The following is a 21,674-nucleotide window of genomic DNA, read 5'->3' on the forward strand; positions in this document are numbered from 1 at the left end:
GACGCGTTCCTCAGTTGAAACCACTGGTGGAAATAAAGTCGACATCGGTTTTCGGCTCAGCCCGCATCAGCAACTCGATGACCTGGTTCAAGGTGCGCCCTTCAAACAGGATCGCGTGCAGCCCAGCGACCAACGGCATGTACACACCGACTTCCTGGGCCTTGGCCTTCAACACTTTGAGGGTGTTGACGCCCTCGGCCACTTCCCCCAGGCGCGTAACGGCGTCGTCCAGGCTCAAACCCTGGCCCAAGGCAAAACCGACTTGATAGTTGCGGCTCTTGGGCGACGAACAGGTGACGATCAAATCCCCGACCCCGGCCAGGCCCAGGAATGTCATCGGGTTGGCGCCCTGGTTCACCGCAAAGCGGGTCATCTCGGCCAGGGCACGGGTAATCAGCATGCTCTTGGTGTTCTCGCCCATGCCCAGGGCCACCGCCATGCCGGCGATGATCGCGTAAACGTTTTTGAGCGCACCGCCCAGCTCAACACCAAAACGATCGCCACTGGCGTAAACACGGAACGTACGGCCATGCAGGACCGCCTGCACGCGCTCGCACAGCGCTTCATCTTCACTGGCCACCACGGTGGCCGTCAGCGCGTGCTCGGCGACTTCCCGCGCCAGGTTCGGCCCGGAGAGCACGCCGATACGTGCCTGGGGCGCAATCTCTTCGAGGATTTCGCTCATCAGCTTGAACGTGTGCGCCTCGATACCCTTGGTCAAGCTGACCAGCAGCTTGCCTGCCAGGCGTTCGGCGTGGGGCGCCAGCACCGAGCGCAAGGCGCTGGACGGCAATGCGACGAAGCACAGGTCGCAGTCAGTGAGGGTCTCCAGCAGGTCCGTGACCGGTTCCACCGCCGGATGAATCTTGATGCCTTTAAGGTAACGGGGGTTTTCCCGATGCACGCGGATGGCCTCGGCCTGCTCGGGATCGCGCATCCACTGGCGCACCGCGTGGCCGTTCTCAGCCAGCAGGTTAGCCACGGCGGTACCAAAACTTCCGCCTCCCAGGACCGCAATAGGGCGCTGTTCAGTCATATGCAATCCGTTAATCCATACCAGTGGCGATAGCGGCATTATACGGGGCGACCCGCTTGCGGCCAGCCCCCGCGTCAATTCCCATGCTTGTCGGAAAATGCCACATATACGTGAAGTAATTGCAAGTTCGACGACTGGCAAATGGCCCCACCTCAGTTAACATGGGCGGCTATTCGTCATTATCAAGGCCGCGCCGTGTATCTGGGCCCTCCTCCTCGCTCATCGCTGTTGTTGATGCTGTTGTGCAGCGCCCCCGCGCTGGCCGACGATCTGTTCCTGGACGGCCAGCCGCTGCCGCAGGTATTGACCGCCACACGCCTCAAGCAATCCGCTGCCGCCGTACCCGGCAGCATGACGGTGATCGACAGCGAGTTGATCAAGGCCAGCGGCGCACGGGACATCGCCGAATTGCTGCGCCTGGTGCCCGGGATGATGGTCGGCTACACCACCGGCAACCAGGCGGCGGTGAACTATCACGGCACCAGTGCCAGCGATGCACGGCGCATGCAGGTGTTGATCGACGGGCGCTCGGTGTACCGCGCCGGCCTGGCCACCGTGGACTGGAGCGATATTCCGGTGGCCATGGAAGACATCGAGCGCATCGAGGTGTTCCGCGGCCCCAACACCGTCAGCTATGGCGCCAATGCACTGATGGCGGTGGTCAACATCCTCACGCGGTCACCGGCCAACAGCCATGGTTCACGGGTCAAAGTCATCCGTGGCGCACGCGGGATCAACGATTTCTACGCCAGCCAGGGCGCGGGATGGGAGACCGGCGACCTGCGCCTGTCGCTGTCCGGGCAACAGGATGATGGGTTTGACAGCGATGCCGCCGGCGCCGATCGCCGTGACGGCCGGCGCCTCAGTCGCTTCAGCCTGGCCGTGAGCCAGAGCCTGAACGCGCAGCAGAGCATCGACTGGCAATTGAACGCCAAGGAAGGGTCCAACCAGCGTCCTTATACCTACAGCCCGGTATTTGCCGGGATTACCGAAGGCGGTACGAACTCCGACGTTACCGCCAAGGACTATGCCACCTCTCTGCGCTGGAACATCGATATCAACCCCGAGCACAGCTTGTATGTTCAAGGCTCGGCCCAGCAATGGGACCGCCAGCAGGTCTGGAAAGCCTGTGATGCCAAGGTCTCATTCAGCCCGGAGCTGACCCGCCTCTGGCAAATCAACCCCAACTATGCCGAGTTGCTGGCCCGGCACATGAACGCCTACACCCCGGAAAACCTGCCGCCCGGCAGCGACGCCGAACAGGCCCTGGCCAAGCAGGTCTTGCAGCAATGGGGTAGCGGCGGCAAAGACCCGGTCTGCGGCGATATCGATCAAAGTACTCGAGAAAGCCGTTACGACCTGGAGATCCAGGACACCCTCAGCCTGTCCGATAGCCTGCGCCTGGTCAGCGGTATGAACTACCGCTACGACCGCGCCGACTCCGACACCTATTTCAATGGCACCCTGGACGACACCACCTGGCGCCTGTTCGGCCATCTGGAGTGGCGCGCCAGCGAACACTGGCTGGTGCAGGGTGGGGCGATGTACGAAGACACCCACTTGAGCGGCAACTCGCTGACGCCACGAATAGCAGTCAACTACCTGATCAACCCGCGCCATGGCTTGCGAGCGGTGTATTCCGAAGCGATCCGCTCACCGGACATGTTCGAGAACAACGTCAACTGGAGCTACCGCGTCACCAACCTCAGCTCCCCGGCCTACGGGCAGAATTCGGGGCAATATTTTGTGGTGACGCGCGGCCCGGGCAACCTCGATAAAGAGTTGATGCGCTCGCGAGAGCTGGGCTACAACGGCTTCTTTGCCGACCTCGGGCTGAATGTCGACGTGAAACTGTTCTACGACGAAATCACTGACATGATCAGCTCACCGCTGCGCAACAACCAATACATTGCCAGCAACGCCAACAGCTCACGGTTCACCGGTGCCGAGTCACAGTTCGATTGGCGCATGAGCAACGCCGACCGCCTGCGACTCACCTATGCTTATGTCGATGCCAGCGCCAGCAACCCGTTGGACAAGGCACAAACCGCACGTAACAGCGGCTCGGCCGGCTGGCTGCGTGAATGGGGCCACGGCTGGTCCAGTGCGCTGTTCTACTATGGCGACGACGCACTCAACCAATATCGCTTCGAACGGGTCGACCTGCGGGTGGCCAAGCGCATTGCCCTGGGCAAAGCCAACGTGGAGCTGGCCGGCATGCTGCAACAACGCCTGGATAACCAGCCCACCACCTGGGCCGATAACAACTACGACAGTCGTCATGTCCTCTACTTCAGCGCGGAGCTGGAATTCTGACATGGCCGCTCAGTCACGGATGACCGCCTTCTTCTCAAGGCTGTGGCGGCGCGGCCTGCTGCTGGTATGCCTGTTGTTGACGACGCAGGCCAGGAGCGCCGACATCCTGCTCACCGCCGCCGAAGACGGTGCCGGCGTGCAAGCGTTCGCCCAGGCCCTGGCCCGGCAACGCCCCGAAGACCACGTGACCTTCACCCCGCTCAAAGACATGCCGGCACCGAACCAGTTGCCCGCCGCCACTCGCCTGATCCTGCTCGACCTGCCCGGCCTAGACTGGCGCCTGCAGGACTCCCAGGGCCCGCCCACCCTGGTGCTGCGTATCAGCCGCCTGCAAGCCCGGCAGCGCCTGGGCACCACGCACCCGGCCAAAATCAGCCTGTTGTGGAGCGACCCACCCTTGGAGCGCCAGTTGCACCTGATCGCGCAGATTTTGCCTCAGGCCCGCCGCATCGGCGTGCTCTACGGCACCGACAGTGAGTTCCTGCTACCCGAATTGACCCGATACGCAGCGCCCATAGGCCTGGAAATCGTGCCGCAGCGCTGGGACAACATCAATGACAGCCGGCCACTGCAAAACCTGTTCAAGAACAGCGATGTACTGCTGGGGCTCGACGACCCGCAACTGTACAACCCGAAAACCGTGAAGAACCTGTTGCTCAGCAGCTACGCCCAACAATTGCCGCTGGTGGGGCCCAACGCCGGCTTCGTCAAGGCCGGCAGCCTGGCCAGCACCTACAGCGACCAGACCGACTGGCTCGATGTGCTCGACCGGCTGCTGGACCATTCACCGGCCAACTGGCCACGCTCGTTGTACCCGGAACACTTCAAAGTCGTGGGCAACCCGCAAGTCGCGCGCTCACTGGGCATCGAACAGGTTGACGAAGCCGACGTCGCCGCCCGATTGGCCGAAGGAGAAAAACGCCCATGACCTTACGCCGTCGTTGGGATATCAACACCCGCACCCAGCTCATCACCCTGGGCCCGGCCTTGTTGCTGACCTTGCTGTTGATCAGTTTCTTTACCTTCGTGCGTATCCAGGACCTGCGCCAGGAACTGGACCATACCGGCCAGCTGATCGCCAACCAGCTCGCACCGGCGACCGAGTACGGGGTGATTTCCGGCAACAATGACGTGCTCGAGAGCCTGCTGCGCGCCACCTTGGCCACGCCCCACGTGCGCTTCCTGGAAATCCAGGACAGCGCCGAAAACATTCTGGTGTACGTTGAGCAACCGACCGAGAAACACGACCGCTCACTGTCGGTGAAGGTGTTCCAGGCGCCGATCCGCCTGCAGCATATCCAGCTGGGCACGGACTTTTTCCAGGACAACCTCAACGAACCCAAGGCGCCACGGGCGGATTACCTTGGCCGGGTGATCGTCGGCATGTCCAACGATGCCTTCAGCCAGCGCCAGCAGGAGATCCTGTTCAAGGCCGGCATCCTCGCCCTCTTCGCCCTGCTGTTTACCTTCCTGCTCGCGCGCCGCCTGGCCGCCAGCCTGTCGCAGCCGATCAGCGCGATGGGCCACGCGGTCAAAGCCATCCAGCAAGGCGACTACAAGACGCCGCTGCCGATTGTCGATGATTCCGAGCTGGGCGACCTGTCACGCCATATCAACAACCTCGCCGAAGGCCTCAACCAGGCCAGCCGCGAACAAGAACAAGCGATGGCGCAGTTGATCCAGACCCGCGAAGAGGCCGAACGCGCGAACAACGCCAAGTCGGACTTCCTGGCGATGATGAGCCACGAATTGCGCACCCCCATGAATGGCGTGCTGGGCATGCTGCAACTGCTGGAAACCACCGAAATGACCGAGGAGCAGACCGAGTATGCGGCGCTGGCCTCCGAGTCCACCGAACATCTGCTCAAGGTCATCAACGACATCCTCGACTTCTCGCGCATCGAACGCGCCGCGCTGGAGCTGGAACATATCTCGTTCAACCTGGCGGACCTGATCAGCAGTTGCGCCCAAGCCTTCCAGCACAGCGCCCAGCAACGCGGCCTGGCCCTGGAGCTGCCCATTCCCCTGGGCATGGACTCACTGCAGGTGCGGGGTGACCCGACGCGTATCCGGCAAATTCTGGTGAACCTGATCGGCAACGCGCTGAAATTCACCGAACACGGCACCGTGACCGTCGAGCCGCATTGGCAAACCCTTGATCATGAACTGGTGTGGTTCACCTGCACCGTGCGCGACAGCGGTATCGGGATCTCCCCCGAGCGCCTGGAAATGATGTTCAACGCATTCCAGCAAGCTGACAGTTCCATTTCAAGACGTTACGGCGGCACCGGCCTTGGGCTGCCCATCGCCCGCACGCTGGCCGAACGCATGGGGGGCACCTTGCGCGCCCAAAGCGAGGAAGGCCGAGGTTCAGTGTTTACCCTGGAAATTCCATTGGCCATCGATCAGAAAAGCCTGCCGGCGCTAGCCCCCGACGCCGACGGCAAAGCCAGCGCCGGTGATGGACGACACGTACTGCTGGTGGAAGACAACCCGGTCAATCGTACCGTGGTCGAAGCCATGCTGCGCAGCCTGGGTTTTGAAGTGAGCCTGGCCACCGACGGCGCCGAGGCGATCCGCAGTGCCGAGAGCCTGATTTTCACCGCCATCCTGATGGACTGCCGCCTGCCGCTGATCGACGGCTACGAAGCGACCCGACAAATCCGCCAGTTGCCCGGCTGCGCCGACTTGCCGATCATCGCCCTGACGGCCAATGCCTTGCAGGGTGACCGCGAAGCCTGCCTGGCAGCTGGAATGAACGATTACCTGGCCAAGCCATTCAAACGCACGGATTTGCAGCAAATCCTGCAGCGCTGGGTGCAATAGCGCCGCGCCATCAGCCAACTGCGACTGGCGTGAAACACGAAAGTGCGGCAGTCTTAGGCACCCAAACGGGCTGATAAACAGGCCCGGTTTAAAATTTCAGTGAACAAGTGTACATTGAGTGCCTTGACGCTGTGACTTTCACTACAACGCAATAGTCTATGTGTAGGCTGCCGCTATGAGGCATGAACGCTTCATTCGGTTCGGGAAGATTGACCCTACCCTGCCGCATGGGATTATTGAGGAGCTCGCATGACCAAACAAAACGCCTTTACCCGGGAAGATCTGCTGCGCTGCAGTCGCGGTGAGCTGTTCGGCCCAGGTAACGCGCAACTGCCCGCCCCGAACATGCTGATGGTGGATCGCATCACCCATATCAGCGAAGAAGGCGGCAAGTACGGCAAAGGTGAATTGGTCGCCGAGCTGGATATCACCCCGGACCTCTGGTTCTTCGCCTGCCACTTCGAAGGTGACCCGGTCATGCCAGGCTGCCTGGGCCTCGACGCCATGTGGCAACTGGTCGGTTTTTACCTTGGCTGGCAAGGCCTGCCAGGTCGCGGTCGCGCCCTGGGTTCGGGCGAAGTGAAATTCTTTGGCCAGGTCCTGCCGACCGCCAAGAAAGTCACCTACAACATTCAAATCAAGCGCGTCCTCAAGGGCAAGCTGAACCTGGCCATCGCCGACGGTTCGGTGACTGTCGACGGTCGCGAGATCTATACTGCCGAAGGCCTTCGGGTCGGCGTATTCACTTCCACTGACAACTTTTAAGGGTTATCCGCATGCGCCGCGTCGTTATCACTGGTCTGGGCATTGTTTCTTGCCTGGGCAATGACAAAGAGACCGTCACCGCTAACCTGCGTGCAAGTCGCCCTGGCATCCGCTTCAACCGGGAATATGCCGAAATGGGTCTGCGTAGCCAGGTTTCCGGCTCCATCGACCTGCCCCTCGAAGAACTGATCGATCGCAAGATCTATCGCTTCGTCGGCCACGCTGCCGCCTACGCCTACCTGGCCATGAAAGACGCGATCGCCGACTCCGGCCTGAGCGAAGACCAGGTGTCCAACGTACGTACCGGCCTGATCGCCGGCTCCGGCGGCGCATCGACCCTGAACCAGATGGAAGCGCTGGATATCCTGCGCGAAAAAGGCGTCAAGCGCGTTGGCCCTTACCGTGTCACGCGGACCATGGGCAGCACCGTTTCCGCCTGCCTGGCCACGCCGTTCCAGATCAAGGGCGTGAACTACTCGATCTCCTCCGCCTGTGCCACCAGTGCTCATTGCATCGGTACTGCCGTTGAGCAGATCCAGCTGGGCAAACAGGACATCGTGTTCGCCGGCGGCGGTGAAGAAGAACATTGGAGCCAGTCATTCCTGTTCGACGCCATGGGCGCACTGTCCACCCAGTACAACGAAACCCCGGAAAAAGCCTCCCGCGCCTATGACGCCAAGCGTGACGGTTTCGTCATCGCCGGCGGTGGCGGCATGGTGGTGGTCGAGGAGCTGGAACACGCTCTGGCCCGTGGTGCGAAGATCTACGCGGAAATCGTCGGTTACGGCGCCACTTCCGACGGCTACGACATGGTTGCCCCAAGCGGTGAAGGCGCCATCCGTTGCATGCAGATGGCCATGTCCACCGTTGATACCCCAATCGACTACCTGAACACCCACGGCACCTCGACTCCGGTCGGCGACGCCAAGGAAATGGAAGGCGTACGTGCGGTATTCGGCGACAAGGCTCCGGCCATCAGCTCCACCAAGAGCCTGTCCGGTCACTCCCTGGGCGCCGCCGGCGTTCACGAAGCGATCTACTGCCTGCTGATGATGGAAGGCAAATTCATGGCAGGTTCGGCCAACATCGACGAGATCGACCCGGTCGTCGCCGATATGCCGATCCTGACCAAGACCGTTGAAAACGCCAAGATCGACACCGTGATGAGCAACAGCTTCGGCTTCGGTGGCACCAACGCCACCCTGGTACTGAAACGCTGGCAGGGCCAGTAAGCCCCGCAGGTTGATCAGCTGAAAAGCCCCGACTGGTTCGGGGCTTTTTTATGCGCGACGGGCGCTGGGTGACTCGGCATCCAGCACGGATGACAGCGCCAGCACACCAAAACCCAGCCGCCACGAAAAAACCTGGAACACTCAAGTGCCAGGATGTTCTATAACTGCATGCCCTTCATCCTGCGACCCTGTGAGGTTTGCCATGCCCGTTATCGTAAACACACTGAACACCGACAACTTCCGTCATAGCCTCAACATCGACAACCACGAGCTATTTACCGACTTGCCCAAAAGCCTGGGCGGCGACGATTCGGCGCCCTCGCCCCATGATTATTTCGACGCGGCCCTGGCCTCGTGCAAAGCCCTGACCCTCAAGCTTTACGCGCAGAAAAAAGGCATCCCGCTCACCGGCGTCACCGTGGAAGTCACCCATGACGCCAGTGAAGAGCAAAAGGGCAGGTACCAGCTCAACGTCAAACTCACGCTCAAGGGCGTACTCACCGACGCGCAACGCGAGGAGCTGCACCGCGTGGCCGATCGTTGCCCGGTGCACAAGCTGATGACCACCGCCGAGATCAGCATTGACACCCGGCTATCGGAAGGCGCCTTCAGCCAATAGCACCCACTTCCCGTCGGGCGGGTTATGCTCAGCATCATCCAACCCGCTCAGACTGGGATGCACCATGACCCGCCTCACCGTGATCCACCCTCGCCCCGAAGATGTCGAAGGCCAACCCATCCTGCGTCCACTGCCATCGCGCGAATGCCGCAGCGTCGGGCCTTTTGTGTTTTTCGACCATATGCTGCTCACACGCTATGCGCCGGGCAGCGGCATGAATATCCGCCAACACCCGCACATCGGGCTGTCGACCCTCACCTACCTGTTTGAAGGCACCTTGCAGCACAAGGACAGCCTGGGCTCGGATCAAGTGGTACAGGCCGGCGATGTCAGCTGGATGACCGCCGGCAGCGCAATCGCCCACGTCGAGCGTACGCCCGAGGCAATCAAGGCCAGCGGGTTCAGCCTGCATGGCCTGCAAGTGTGGCTGGCCTCGCCCAAGGACCACGAGACCGGGCCAGGGCATTACAGCCATCACCCGGCCGCGAGCCTGCCGTTGAGCGATAACCTCGGCGTCCAGATCCGCCTGATCGCCGGCAGCGGTTTCTGTCTCGACTCGCCGGTTCCTGTCTTGTCGCCAACCCTGTATGCCGAAGTACGGATGCAGACGGCCACCACCCTGCTGGTCCCGGATGAACACGAAGAACGGGCGGTGTATGTGCTGGAAGGTGATGCAAAGCTCGACGACGAACCGCTGGAAGTGCACAGCCTGGTGGTGTTGCCGAGCGGTCAGCAGATGACATTGTCTGCCGAAACCGATTGCCATTTGGTGGTGTTTGGCGGCGCGCCGCTGGATGGACCGCGACGGATCAATTGGAATTTTGTGGCGAGTGATCCTTTGAGGATCGAACAGGCTCGACAGCGCTGGGCGGCCGGGGATTGGCCGACGGTGCCAGGGGAGTCGGAGAGAATTGAATTGCCTGTAAGGTAGGCATCGGGGGCGGTGCGATGGCTCGATTTACCCCCGACGAGGTCGGAACAACCCAGCAGCTTTACCGCTGGAACACTTCGTCCAGCAAGTTATGCATCGACTGGAAAGCCCGGGCAGCGGTCTTCACGTCGTACATCATCTTGCCCGGTACATTGGCGTGAGGGTCGGTGAAAGAATGCACCGCGCCGCCGTAGCTCAACAGCTGCCAATCCACGCCGGCCGCGTTCATTTCATCTTCGAACGCGGGTAGCTGCTCTTTCGGTACCAATGGGTCAGATGCACCGTGCAACACCAATACCGAGCCCTTGATGTTCTTCGCATCCGCTGGGTTCGGCGTATCGAGGGTGCCGTGGAACGACACGGCCGCCTTCAATGGCGCACCCGTGCGGGCCAGCTCCAGGGAGCAGCAACCACCGAAGCAGAAGCCGAAAGTCGCCAATTTCGACTTATCCACCGCGGCTTCGGTCTGCCCTTTCAGTTGCTCAAGGGCCGCCTGCATGCGCTTGTTCAGCAGCGGGCGATCATTTTTCAAAGGCATCATCGCCGCGCCGGCCTCATCGCCGTTCGAGGGGCGCACGCTTTGCCCATACAGGTCGGCAACCAGCACCACGTAGCCCTGGCCGGCCACACGCTTGGCGATTTCTTCGGCACCCGCACTCACCCCCATCCAGTTCGGCGCCATCAGCAGGCCCGGCAACGGCCCCTTATGGCTGGCATCGAATGCCAGGCGGCTTTCATAAGACTGGCCATCAATCTGATAGACCACGGAACGCACAGTGACTTGGCTCATCATTTACTCCAGTTTGAGGTGCAGTAGAACGAAAAAACCCGCCGAAGCGGGTTTTTCTACCACGGTGTTAAACCGACAGTTCAACCAGCAGCTTGTTCAGTCGACGGACATAGGCCGCCGGGTCTTTCAAGCTGTCGCCAGCCGCCAGGGCCGCCTGATCGAAGAGGATGTGCGACAAGTCGCCAAAGCGCTCTTCGCTCTGCTCGCCGTCGAGTTTCTCGATCAGCGGGTGAGCCGGGTTGAATTCGAAGATCGGCTTGGAATCCGGAACCTTCTGGCCGCTGGCCTCGAGGATCTGACGCATCTGCAGGCCCAGGTCCTGCTCGCCGATGGCCAGAATCGCCGGAGAGTCGGTCAGACGATGGGAAACCCGTACTTCGCTGACGGTATCGCCCAGGGCAGTCTTGATCCGCTCAACCAACCCTTCCTTGGCCTTGGCGACTTCCTCGGCCTCTTTCTTCTCTTCTTCGGAGTCCAGGTTACCCAGGTCCAGGTCACCACGGGCGACGTCGACGAAGGTCTTGCCGTCGAACTCGCTGAGGTAGCTCATCAGCCACTCATCGATACGGTCGGTCAGCAGCAGCACTTCGATGCCTTTCTTGCGGAAGACTTCCAGGTGCGGGCTGTTCTTGACCTGGGCGTAGGTTTCGCCGGTCAGGTAGTAGATCTTGTCCTGGCCTTCCTTGGCGCGTGCCAGGTACTCGGCCAGGGACACCACCTGCTCGCCGTCTTCACCCTGGGTGGAGGCAAAGCGCAGCAGGCCGGCGATTTTTTCCTTGTTGGCGAAATCTTCAGCCGGGCCTTCTTTCATGACCTGGCCGAAATTTTTCCAGAAACCTTTGTATTGCTCAGGCTCGTTCTTCGCCAGTTTTTCCAGCATGTCGAGGACACGCTTGGTCAGCGCCGACTTCATGGAATCGATGATCGGGTCTTTCTGCAGTATTTCCCGCGATACGTTCAGCGACAGGTCGTTGGAATCGACCACGCCTTTGATGAAGCGCAGGTACAGCGGCAGGAAGGACTCCGCCTGATCCATGACGAACACGCGCTGCACATAGAGCTTGAGGCCTTTAGGCGCTTCACGCTGGTAGAGGTCGAACGGAGCACGGGCCGGCACGTAGAGCAACGAACTGTATTCCAGCTTGCCTTCGACCTTGTTGTGGCTCCAGCTCAGTGGGTTCTCGTAATCATGGGCGATGTGCTTGTAGAACTCCTGGTATTCCTCATCCTTCACTTCGGTGCGAGGACGGGTCCACAGGGCGCTGGCACGGTTGACCACTTCCCATTCCTGGGCAGGCTTCTCTTCACCTTCGACAGCCGCTTGTTCTTTCGGCAACTCGATCGGCAGAGCGATGTGGTCGGAGTACTTCTTGATGATGTTGCGCAGGCGGTAGCCGTCAGCGAACTCGTCTTCACCCGACTTGAGGTGCAAGACAATGCGGGTGCCGCGATCCGCTTTATCGATAGTGGCGATTTCAAACTCGCCTTCGCCTTTGGAGGCCCAGTGCACGCCTTCGCTCGCATCGAGACCGGCGCGACGGCTGAACACTTCAACCTTGTTGGCGACGATGAAAGCCGAGTAGAAGCCCACGCCGAACTGACCGATCAGGTGCGAATCCTTCTTCTGGTCGCCCGACAGGTTCTTCATGAAGTCGGCAGTACCGGATTTGGCGATGGTACCCAGGTGGGTGATCGCATCGTCACGGCTCATGCCGATACCGTTGTCTTCGAGGGTGACGGTCTTGGCGTCCTTGTCGAAGCTCACACGGATTTTCAGTTCGGCGCCACCTTCCATCAATTCAGGCTTGGACAGGGCTTCGAAACGTAATTTGTCGACAGCGTCAGAGGCGTTCGAGATCAATTCGCGAAGGAAGATTTCCTTGTTGGAATACAGCGAATGGATCATGAGGTGCAGCAGTTGCTTCACCTCGGTCTGGAAGCCCAGGGTTTCCTTTTGAGTTTCCACACTCATGGTCATCAAACTCCAATTGGATGGCAGTGGCCGCGCCCTTGAGGGTTGGCGGCGGGTTGTCATCAAAGTTGGGGGCTAAGACCAGGATTTCAAGAGCGCTCCACCTCCTCGATCTTGAAATGTGCCCGAGCGGTGGCAATCGGCTCCGCCGCTGTGCTTTGCCAGGCCGTGACCGCCACATTCGCCACCCGCCGGCCCTGGCGCCATACCTGGCATTTGGCGTAAGTGTCGCGAAACTGGCCGGCGCGCAGGTAATCCAGGGAAAAATCGATGATCTTCGGCACACCGGGCGCGCCCGTGAACACCAACAGATGCAAGGCGGCCGACAGCTCCATGAAGCCGGCAATCACCCCGCCGTGCAGCGCCGGCAATATCGGGTTACCAATGTTGTCCTGGTTGGCCGGCAGGCGAAACAGCAACTCGTCGCCCAACCGCGTGCATTCGATACCGATCAACTTGGCATAGGGGATCAGGTCGAGCAACGCCGTGTAATCACCTCGCGCATGAGCCTGTTCGATACGCGTCTTGAATCGGTGTGTCATGCCTGCTCTCCCTTGATCGCGCTGCCCAGCCCTTGCGTGCCCTTGAGGCGCTTGCCCATGCGCATGAAGGTGCCGACCACATGGGCGATCGGCTGCTGCGGGTCATCCTGATACGCGAAGCCACGGGTAAAAATCACGTCGGTAGTCACCCGGTAGCATTGGGCAAAGCCATACACCGGTTTATGCGGTTCGGCGGGATGCATGTAGTCAACGCGCAGATCCAGCGTCGGGCATACCTCGAATTCGGGCAATACGCACAGCGTGGCCATGCCGCAGGCGGTGTCCATCAGGGATGTTAGCGCGCCGCCGTGTATCACGCCCGTGCGCGGATCGCCGACGATATGTGAGCCGTAGGGCAATATCAGGGTCATGCCATCCTCACTGGCGGCATGCACGCTCACACCGAGCACTTGGCAATGGCGCAGCGCTGAAACAAAGCGGGTAGCGCGTGCTAACAAAGGGTTTTCGGTCATTGGTTTCAGACTCTTATTAGTGTGGAAACGGCGGATGAAGCTCTGCGGTGAAAGTTCCTTGGAGGAAAAGCTTTATATATCTGTAGGATAAAAGGAACTAATGGTGGCCCCTTAGGTTCGAAAGGCCAGTAGATATCTTCAATAAGGAGAAACACCCCATGCGCAAGACTTTAGCTATTTCCATGATGTTGGCTGCTGCCCTCGGCCTCGCTGCCTGCGACAAGAAATCCGAAGACAAAGCCCAAGATGCTGCAGCCCATTCTGAGCAAGCTCAGAAAGACATGGCTAAAGCACAGGATAAAGTGAACGACGCCGCGAAAGAAAACGCCGAAGCCGCCAAAGCTCAGGCTGAATCGAACGCCGCCGCTGCAAAAGAAGCCGCACCTGCTGCACCTGCCGCCCCTGCAGAACCTGCCAAGCAGTAATCGCCGGGTTTGAATTAGCAGCGCTGCAAAAAAAGAAAGCCCGCTTATAGCGGGCTTTACTTTGTCTGCTGTTTTTCTGCCGACGCAAAGTAGGTGTGACGGCGACCGACTAAGACACCGCCTCTTTAGGCACTTCAGGCGTCGGGGTATAAACCATCACCTGCAATACGTCTGAGTGAAATTCCCGGCGGTACAACACCAGCACGACCCCGCTGCTCATCAACATGAACAACCAGGGGCTGACAAACCAGGCGAGCATGGTCATGCCGAAGTAATAAGAGCGCAGGCCGAAGTTGAACTGGTTGGCGGCCATGGAAATAACCCTTGCCGCCCGCAAAGCAAATGCCTTGCGCTCCTGCTCCGACACGTCGCGCTCACCGATCATCGGCGCCGACCCGACCAATACCGCCGCAAAGTTGTATTGACGCATGCACCAGCTGAAGGTGAAGAACGCGTAGACAAACACCAGCGCCAGGCACAACAGCTTGATTTCCGACATGCCCTGGGAGGCCTGCTGCACCATGGGAATGTCTGCCAGCAGCGACACCGCACGCTCCGAGGCGCCCAGCACGGTGAGAATCCCGGCGAGAATGATCAGGGTACTGGAGGCAAAGAACGAAGCGTTGCGCTCCAGGTTGCCGATCACACTGGCATCGGCAATACGGTTGTCCCGCAGCAGCATGCGGCGCATCCAGTCTTCACGATACAGATGCAGCACGCTGGCCAGGCACGCAGTGTCGCGGGCTTTCCAAGTGGCGTATCGGGTGTAGCCGCCCCAGCACAGGATGAACCAGAGGGCAGCCAGCAAGTGAATCTGATTGTTTTCGACGAACGACATGCGGGTCCTATTACACAAGAAAAAGTGATGAGCCCGGACACTGGTTGGACGCAAGCCGCCCAAGACTGACCGAGTTTCAACTTTAGAAGGTGCTGCCTCACAAGTATAAAAAATGCCCCGTATCGATTGATACGGGGCATTTCAGTGCAGCACGAAACCCGTCGATCAGGCGATGGCTTCGCTGCGCTTGCCGAGCATACGGTCAATCACCACAGCCACGGCGAGGATCATCACCGACGGCACCAGCCAGGCCAGGCCTTGCTCGCTCAGTGGCAGGTGTGCCAGCTGGGCAGGCAGCCAATCCGCCAGGCCCGCACCTTTCAGCGCATCGATGCAGCCAAAGATGAAGGACACCAGCATCACCGGGCCAACAATACGCCCCTGCTCCTGCCAGAAGCCTTTGCAGAAGCTCAATGCCACCAGCACGATGCACGGCGGGTAGATCGCGGTGAGTACGGGGATCGAGAATGCAATCAGCTTGGTCAGGCCCAGGTTCGATACGAACAGCGAGAACAGCGCCAGGATCACGACCAGCGTCTTGTAGGACAAAGGCAGGACTTTGCTGAAGTACTCGGCGCAGGCACAGGTCAGGCCCACGGCCGTGACCAGGCACGCCAGGGAAATCAGCACGGCAAGGAAGCCACTGCCCAGGGAGCCGAAAGTGTATTGCACGTAAGCGTGCAGGACCGCCGCGCCGTTGCTCGCACCGGCGGCGATGGCATGGCTGCCCGAACCCAGGCGGAACAGGCTGATGTACACCAGCGCCAGGCCCACGCCGGCAATCAGCCCGGCAATGATCGCGTAACGGGTGATCAACTGCGGCGACTCCACGCCACGGGAGCGGATGGCATTGACGATGACAATCCCGAACACCAGCGCACCCAGGGTATCCATGGTCAGGTAACCATTGATAAAGCCTTGGGAGAACGGAGCGGCGACGTATTCCGGGGTAGCGACGCCCACATCCCCTGCCGGCAAGGCAAACGCGGCGATGCCAAGGATGGCCAGCGCGATGATCTTCAGCGGGGCCAGGAAACGCCCCACGGTGTCCAGCAGTCGACCTGGGTACAGGGAAACGAAGAACACCACCAGGAAATACACCGAGCTGTAGAGAAACAACGCCAGCGGGCTTTCGCCGGTCAGCGGCGCCAGGCCCACCTCGAACGAAACGGTCGCGGTACGCGGGGTAGCGAACAGCGGCCCTACCGCCAGATACGCCGCCGCCGCAAGCAAGCCACCGGCGATCTTGCCGATCGGGCTGCTCAACGCGTCCATACCACCGCCAACCTTGGCCAGGGCGATGACGGTAACCACCGGCAGACCCACAGCGGTAACCAGGAAGCCCAGCGCCGCCATCCAGACACTCGGCCCGGACTGCAGACCGACGATAGGCGGGAAGATGATGTTGCCGGCGCCCACGAACAGGGCAAAGGTCATAAAGCCCAGCGCCAGGATGTCCTGGCTTTTCAACACTTTCATTTGAGGAAATACCACACTGCTGAATCGGAATTTAGAGAGGGCTTCCCTATGGATGAGGGAAATGCTGCCGGCCCTTATGGGAGCCGACCGGTCTAGCGCGCAGCGTCCTTTTGGGATGCGGGCGCATAAAGAGGCGGCTAGCGTACAGAATTAACCTGACAAACGCACTGTTGCGGGGCGTACTGTCCGATAAGCGACATTCAAATGTCGCGTTTTCATACTTAATTGGAAACATGCACAAAAAATGTGGGAGCGGGCTTGCCCTAATGCCAGTCAGTTAAGGCTCTTTGTAGGAGCGAGCTTGCTCGCTCCTACAGACGGCACTTATCCAGAAAGCACAAAGGCCACCCGAAGGTGGCCTTTGCCTGGTAAAGCGTCAGCTAAGCGCGAAGCTTACTTGACAGCCCAACCGGTCAGCTCGGCCAGGGCCTTGCCGATGTCCGCCAGCGAACGCACGGTTTTCACGCCTGCGTCTTGCAGTGCAGCGAATTTCTCGTCTGCAGTGCCTTTGCCGCCGGAGATGATTGCGCCAGCATGGCCCATGCGCTTGCCAGCAGGGGCAGTCACACCAGCGATGTAGGAAACAACCGGCTTGGTCACGTGTGCCTTGATGTAGGCAGCCGCTTCTTCTTCAGCCGAACCGCCGATCTCACCGATCATCACGATCGCTTCGGTCTTCGGGTCTTCCTGGAACAGCTTCAGGATGTCGATGAAGTTGGAGCCCGGGATCGGGTCACCACCGATGCCGACGCAAGTCGACTGACCGAAACCGGCGTCAGTAGTCTGCTTCACAGCTTCGTAGGTCAGGGTGCCGGAACGGGAAACGATACCGACTTTACCTGGCAAGTGAATGTGACCTGGCATGATGCCGATCTTGCATTCGCCTGGAGTGATTACGCCTGGGCAGTTAGGGCCGATCAGGACTACGCCCAGCTCGTCGCACTTAACTTTAGCGTCCAGCATGTCCAGGGTAGGAATGCCTTCGGTGATGCACACGATCAGCTTGATGCCGCCGAATGCCGCTTCCAGGATGGAGTCCTTGCAGAAAGGAGCTGGAACGTAGATCACGCTGGCGGTGGCGCCAGTGGCAGCTACAGCGTCTTTCACGGTGTTGAACACTGGCAGGCCCAGGTGCTCGGTGCCGCCTTTGCCCGGAGTTACGCCGCCAACCATCTTGGTGCCGTATTCGATGGCTTGCTGGGTGTGGAAACTACCTTGCGAACCGGTAATACCCTGGCAGATAACTTTGGTGTCTTTATTGATCAGGACGCTCATTATTTGCCCTCCGCAGCTTTGACAACTTGTTGAGCAGCGTCGGTCAGGCTGGTAGCCGCGATGATGTTCAAACCGCTTTCTGCCAGTACTTTAGCGCCCAGTTCAGCGTTGTTACCTTCAAGGCGAACAACAACCGGGATTTTAACGCCGACTTCTTTCACTGCACCGATGATGCCTTCGGCAATCATGTCGCAACGAACGATGCCGCCGAAGATGTTGACCAGTACTGCAGCGACATTGGCGTCGGACAGGATGATCTTGAAGGCTTCGGTTACGCGTTCTTTGGTAGCACCACCACCTACGTCGAGGAAGTTGGCTGGTTTGCCGCCATGCAGGTTGACGATGTCCATGGTACCCATGGCCAGGCCGGCACCGTTGACCATGCAACCAATGTTACCTTCCAGGGCTACGTAGTTCAGTTCGAACTTGGCAGCGTGCGCTTCGCGCGGATCGTCTTGCGACGGATCGTGGAAAGTCTTCAGCTTAGGCTGACGGTACATGGCGTTGGCGTCGATGTTGATCTTGGCGTCCAGGCAGTGCAGATCGCCGTCAGCCTTGATCACCAGCGGGTTCACTTCCAGCAGGGCCAGATCGTGATCCTGGAACAGTTTGGCCAGACCTACGAAGATCTTGGCGAACTGGGCAACTTGCTTGCCTTCCAGGCCCAGCTGGAAAGCCAGCTCGCGACCCTGGAATGGCTGAGCGCCAACCAGTGGGTCGATAGTGGCTTTCAGAATTTTTTCTGGGGTTTCGTGAGCGATCTTCTCGATGTCCACGCCACCTTCGGTGGAGGCCATGAACACGATACGGCGGCTCGAACGGTCAACGACAGCGCCCAGGTACAGCTCTTTAGCGATATCAGTGCACGATTCAACCAGGATCTTGGTGACTGGTTGGCCATTGGCATCAGTCTGGTAAGTCACCAGACGCTTGCCCAGCCACTGCTGTGCGAAGGCCTTGGCGTCTTCTTTGCTGCGAACCAGCTTGACGCCGCCCGCTTTACCGCGACCACCGGCGTGAACCTGGGCTTTGACGACCCATTCAGTGCCGCCAATTTTGTCGCAAGCTTCTGCTGCTGCTTCCGGGGTGTCTACTGCGTAGCCCTTGGAAACTGGCAGGCCGTATTCAGCGAACAGCTGCTTACCCTGATACTCGTGAAGATTCATGCTTTTTACCGTCTTCGTTAGGTACTGCGCATTCGGCGCTGCGCTCATTATGAGTGCCGCGCCACCTGTGACTGCTGCTTGCACAACTTGCAGGGCTCAAGGCCCGTAAAGCTGCGCAAGGCTGCGTCCGGCGGATATTCCGCGGTGAGTCTTGCGCACAAGGCTCACGACGGGCAACTCCGCCGTGGTTTCTTATTATCTCGCTTAGCGCTTCTTCTTGTTGGCGATGTGGATGGCGCCGCCATTCACTGCCAACGCGGCTTCATGCAGCGCTTCGGACAGGGTCGGATGGGAGAAGACCATCATACCCAGGTCCTCGGCACTGGTGCCGAATTCCATACCGATCGCGCCTTGCTGAACCAGTTCTGCAGCGCTTGGGCCAATCACGTGGACGCCCAATACGCGGTCAGTCTTGGCATCAGCGATGACTTTGACAAAACCACCGGTGTCGTTGGCTGCCATGGCACGGCCAGAAGCGGCAAACGGGAAGGTGCCGACGTTAACTTCAACGCCTTCAGCTTTCAACTGCTGTTCGTTCTTGCCGACCCATGCAATTTCCGGGTGGGTGTAGATAACCGATGGGATCAGGTCGTAGTTCATCTGGGTTTTGTGGCCCTTGATGCGCTCGACAACCATGATGCCTTCTTCGGAGGCTTTGTGCGCGAGCATCATGCCGCGAACCACGTCGCCAATGGCGTAGACGCCAGGCACGGTGGTAGCGCAGTGATCGTCAACGTGGATGAAGCCACGCTCGTCGATGTTCACGCCGCTGTCAGCCGCCAGCAGGTCGGTGGTCACTGGACGGCGACCCACGGCTACGATCAGCTTGTCGAAAGTGATGGTCTTTTCACCATCCTTGTCGGTGTAGTTGACGACAACTTCTTCACCGTTGACTTTCGAACCGGTCACGCGAGCGCCCAGCTTGATGTCCAGACCTTGCTTGGTCAGGGTTTTCAGCGCTTCCTTGGACACAGCCGTGTCGGCAGCCAGCAGGAACGTGTCCAGGGCTTCCAGCACAGTCACTTCAGCGCCCAGACGGGACCATACCGAACCCAGTTCCAGGCCGATTACGCCAGCGCCGATCACGCCCAGGCGTTTTGGCACAGCCTGGAATTCCAGGGCGCCGGTCGAATCAACGATCACCTTCTGGTCAACTGGAGCGGGTGGAATGTCGATTGGACGCGAACCTGGTGCCAGGATCACGTTTTCGGCTTCGATGACTTCCACCGAACCGTCCGGCTTGGTGATTTCGACTTTCTTGCCGGCCAGCAGCTTGCCGTGGCCCTGGATCGAAGTCACGCCGTTGGCCTTGAACAAGGTGGCAACGCCGGAAGTCAGGCCTTTAACGATGTTGGCTTTACGGCCGACCATTGCGGGTACGTCCATGGTGACGCCAGCATGGTTGATACCGTGGATCGCGAAACCATCCTGGGCTTCGTGGAATTTCCAGGAGCTGTCCAGCAGCGCCTTGGAAGGAATGCAACCAACGTTCAGGCAAGTACCGCCCAGTGCCAGTTTGCCTTCCTTGTCGGTGTATTTTTCGATGCAAGCAGTCGAGAGGCCCAGTTGTGCGGCCTTGATGGCGGCAACATAGCCGCCAGGACCTGCACCAATCACAACAACGTCAAATTTCTGCGACATGAAAATAGTTCCTCTATTTAGCAGCAAGCTTTCAAGCCGCAAGCTCCAGGCCAGGCCGCCTTATCCGGCAACCTGCCCGAAGCCTGCAGCTGCTTCTATCAGATATCCAGCAGCAGACGAGCCGGGTCTTCCAGCAGGTTCTTGATGGTCACCAGGAAAGTCACGGCTTCTTTACCATCGATCAGGCGGTGATCGTACGACAGCGCCAGGTACATCATCGGGCGGATCACGACTTGGCCGTTGATGGCCATCGGACGCTGGATGATGTTGTGCATGCCCAGGATCGCAGCTTGTGGCGGGTTGACGATCGGAGTCGACATCATCGAACCGAAGGTACCACCGTTGGTGATGGTGAAGGTACCACCGGTCATCTCGTCGATGGACAGCTTGCCGTCACGGGCTTTCTTGCCGAAGGTGGCAATGCCGCCTTCGATTTCAGCCAGGCTCATCAGCTCGGCGTTACGCAGAACCGGTACGACCAGGCCACGATCGCTGGAAACGGCAACGCCGATGTCCGCGTAGCCGTGGTAAACGATGTCGCTGCCGTCGATCGACGCGTTGACTGCCGGGAAGCGCTTGAGTGCTTCGGTGGCCGCTTTCACGAAGAACGACATGAAGCCCAGGCGCACGCCGTTGTGGCTCTTCTCGAACAGATCCTTGTACTTCGAACGCAGTGCCATGACTTCGGTCATGTCGACTTCGTTGAACGTGGTCAGCATCGCCATGTTCGACTGCGCTTCTACCAGGCGTTTGGCCACAGTGGCGCGCACGCGGGTCATCGGTACGCGCTTCTCGGTGCGGTCGCCGGCAGCGAACACTGGAGCAGCGGCAGCCGGTGCGGCAGCCTTGGCAGGTGCGGCGGCCGGAGCGTTCTTCTTGGCTTCAACAGCAGCAACCACGTCTTCCTTGGTGATGCGACCGTCTTTGCCGGTGCCTTTGACGGAAGCCAGGTTGATGCCGTTCTCTTCAGCCAACTGGCGCGCAGCCGGTGCAGCGATCGGGTCTTCAGCGCCAGCAGCCGGGGCGGCAGCTGGAGCCGACGCAGCCGGTGCGGCAGCGGCGGCAGGAGCAGGAGCGGCAGCAGCGCCGCCCTCTTCGATCGAGCCCAGGACCTGGTTCGACAGGACGGTAGCGCCCTCTTCAGCAACGATCGCGCCCAGCACGCCGTCAGCCTCGGCCAATACTTCCAGTACGACTTTGTCAGTCTCGATGTCGACGATCAGGTCGTCACGCTTTACAGCGTCGCCAGGTTTCTTGTGCCAGGTGGCAACGGTGCCATCGGCAACCGATTCCGGGAATGACGGGGCTTTGATTTCGATAGCCATTATCTGTGGGTCCTTAAAATTCG

General features: G+C 59.8%; 19 protein-coding genes. 8 read left to right on the forward strand and 11 right to left on the reverse strand.

Annotation, left to right across the window (positions count from 1 at the left end):
* Nucleotides 1–10 precede the first annotated feature (10 nt).
* A complete protein-coding gene (locus tag JBE38_RS26070) occupies nucleotides 11–1,036 on the reverse strand; it encodes an NAD(P)H-dependent glycerol-3-phosphate dehydrogenase (protein ID WP_090365947.1) in 1,026 nt (341 codons plus the stop codon).
* Nucleotides 1,037–1,231: 195 nt separating this feature from the next.
* Here JBE38_RS26070 and JBE38_RS26075 point away from each other — a divergent pair, with 195 nt between their 5' ends.
* From JBE38_RS26075 to JBE38_RS26105, 7 genes are all read left to right on the forward strand, one after another.
* Nucleotides 1,232–3,352, forward strand: a complete 2,121-nt coding sequence (locus JBE38_RS26075; RefSeq protein WP_327194339.1) for a TonB-dependent receptor plug domain-containing protein — start codon at nucleotides 1,232–1,234, stop codon at nucleotides 3,350–3,352.
* Between the two features lies 1 nt (nucleotide 3,353).
* Nucleotides 3,354–4,280, forward strand: a complete 927-nt coding sequence (locus tag JBE38_RS26080) for an ABC transporter substrate-binding protein (protein ID WP_205345464.1) — start codon at nucleotides 3,354–3,356, stop codon at nucleotides 4,278–4,280.
* A complete protein-coding gene (locus tag JBE38_RS26085) occupies nucleotides 4,277–6,178 on the forward strand; it encodes an ATP-binding protein (protein WP_090365949.1) in 1,902 nt (633 codons plus the stop codon). The genes JBE38_RS26080 and JBE38_RS26085 overlap by 4 nt, the downstream gene beginning before the upstream one ends.
* Nucleotides 6,179–6,427: 249 nt before the next feature.
* The gene (gene fabA / locus JBE38_RS26090; protein ID WP_003210552.1) at nucleotides 6,428–6,943 is read left to right on the forward strand and encodes a 3-hydroxyacyl-[acyl-carrier-protein] dehydratase FabA; all 516 of its coding nucleotides are present in this window, start codon (nucleotides 6,428–6,430) and stop codon (nucleotides 6,941–6,943) included.
* Nucleotides 6,944–6,954: 11 nt separating this feature from the next.
* The gene (gene fabB, locus JBE38_RS26095; RefSeq protein WP_205345465.1) at nucleotides 6,955–8,175 is read left to right on the forward strand and encodes a beta-ketoacyl-ACP synthase I; all 1,221 of its coding nucleotides are present in this window, start codon (nucleotides 6,955–6,957) and stop codon (nucleotides 8,173–8,175) included.
* A 202-nt stretch (nucleotides 8,176–8,377) separates the two neighbouring features.
* Nucleotides 8,378–8,794, forward strand: coding sequence for an OsmC family protein (locus JBE38_RS26100; protein ID WP_205345466.1), 417 nt, complete (start codon nucleotides 8,378–8,380; stop codon nucleotides 8,792–8,794).
* 64 nt (nucleotides 8,795–8,858) lie between these two features.
* Nucleotides 8,859–9,725, forward strand: coding sequence for a pirin family protein (locus JBE38_RS26105; RefSeq protein ID WP_090365952.1), 867 nt, complete (start codon nucleotides 8,859–8,861; stop codon nucleotides 9,723–9,725).
* 61 nt (nucleotides 9,726–9,786) lie between these two features.
* On the opposite strand, the gene JBE38_RS26110 is transcribed toward JBE38_RS26105, so the two are convergent.
* The 4 genes from JBE38_RS26110 to JBE38_RS26125 form a co-directional block, all read right to left on the reverse strand.
* Nucleotides 9,787–10,515 (reverse strand): dienelactone hydrolase family protein, encoded by a 729-nt coding sequence (locus JBE38_RS26110; protein ID WP_205345467.1) that lies wholly within the window; start codon nucleotides 10,513–10,515, stop codon nucleotides 9,787–9,789.
* Between the two features lie 67 nt (nucleotides 10,516–10,582).
* A complete protein-coding gene (gene htpG / locus JBE38_RS26115; protein ID WP_205345468.1) occupies nucleotides 10,583–12,487 on the reverse strand; it encodes a molecular chaperone HtpG in 1,905 nt (634 codons plus the stop codon).
* Between the two features lie 89 nt (nucleotides 12,488–12,576).
* A complete protein-coding gene (locus tag JBE38_RS26120) occupies nucleotides 12,577–13,029 on the reverse strand; it encodes a PaaI family thioesterase (protein ID WP_060754511.1) in 453 nt (150 codons plus the stop codon).
* A complete protein-coding gene (locus JBE38_RS26125; protein WP_205345469.1) occupies nucleotides 13,026–13,502 on the reverse strand; it encodes a PaaI family thioesterase in 477 nt (158 codons plus the stop codon). Before JBE38_RS26125 ends, JBE38_RS26120 begins: the two co-directional genes overlap by 4 nt.
* A 158-nt stretch (nucleotides 13,503–13,660) precedes the next feature.
* Here JBE38_RS26125 and JBE38_RS26130 point away from each other — a divergent pair, with 158 nt between their 5' ends.
* The gene (locus JBE38_RS26130) at nucleotides 13,661–13,927 is read left to right on the forward strand and encodes a hypothetical protein (protein WP_060754513.1); all 267 of its coding nucleotides are present in this window, start codon (nucleotides 13,661–13,663) and stop codon (nucleotides 13,925–13,927) included.
* A gap of 109 nt (nucleotides 13,928–14,036) precedes the next feature.
* On the opposite strand, the gene JBE38_RS26135 is transcribed toward JBE38_RS26130, so the two are convergent.
* The 6 genes from JBE38_RS26135 to odhB form a co-directional block, all read right to left on the reverse strand.
* Nucleotides 14,037–14,765: a DUF599 domain-containing protein gene (locus tag JBE38_RS26135; protein ID WP_060754514.1), complete on the reverse strand. Its 729-nt coding sequence runs from the start codon at nucleotides 14,763–14,765 to the stop codon at nucleotides 14,037–14,039.
* A 165-nt stretch (nucleotides 14,766–14,930) separates the two neighbouring features.
* On the reverse strand, nucleotides 14,931–16,244 hold the full coding sequence (gene brnQ, locus JBE38_RS26140) for a branched-chain amino acid transport system II carrier protein (protein WP_060754515.1): 1,314 nt from the start codon (nucleotides 16,242–16,244) through the stop codon (nucleotides 14,931–14,933).
* 393 nt (nucleotides 16,245–16,637) lie between these two features.
* Entirely contained in the window at nucleotides 16,638–17,519 is an 882-nt protein-coding gene (gene sucD, locus JBE38_RS26145) for a succinate--CoA ligase subunit alpha (protein ID WP_003172813.1), read from the reverse strand.
* A complete protein-coding gene (gene sucC / locus JBE38_RS26150; RefSeq protein WP_060754516.1) occupies nucleotides 17,519–18,685 on the reverse strand; it encodes an ADP-forming succinate--CoA ligase subunit beta in 1,167 nt (388 codons plus the stop codon). The genes sucD and sucC overlap by 1 nt, the downstream gene beginning before the upstream one ends.
* Before the next feature lie 204 nt (nucleotides 18,686–18,889).
* A complete protein-coding gene (lpdA, locus tag JBE38_RS26155) occupies nucleotides 18,890–20,326 on the reverse strand; it encodes a dihydrolipoyl dehydrogenase (RefSeq protein WP_090365957.1) in 1,437 nt (478 codons plus the stop codon).
* A gap of 98 nt (nucleotides 20,327–20,424) precedes the next feature.
* On the reverse strand, nucleotides 20,425–21,651 hold the full coding sequence (gene odhB / locus JBE38_RS26160; protein ID WP_060754518.1) for a 2-oxoglutarate dehydrogenase complex dihydrolipoyllysine-residue succinyltransferase: 1,227 nt from the start codon (nucleotides 21,649–21,651) through the stop codon (nucleotides 20,425–20,427).
* Nucleotides 21,652–21,674: the final 23 nt, after the last annotated feature.

The sequence above is a fragment of the Pseudomonas sp. ICBG1301 genome (assembly GCF_016918385.1).
GTDB lineage: Bacteria > Pseudomonadota > Gammaproteobacteria > Pseudomonadales > Pseudomonadaceae > Aquipseudomonas > Aquipseudomonas palleroniana.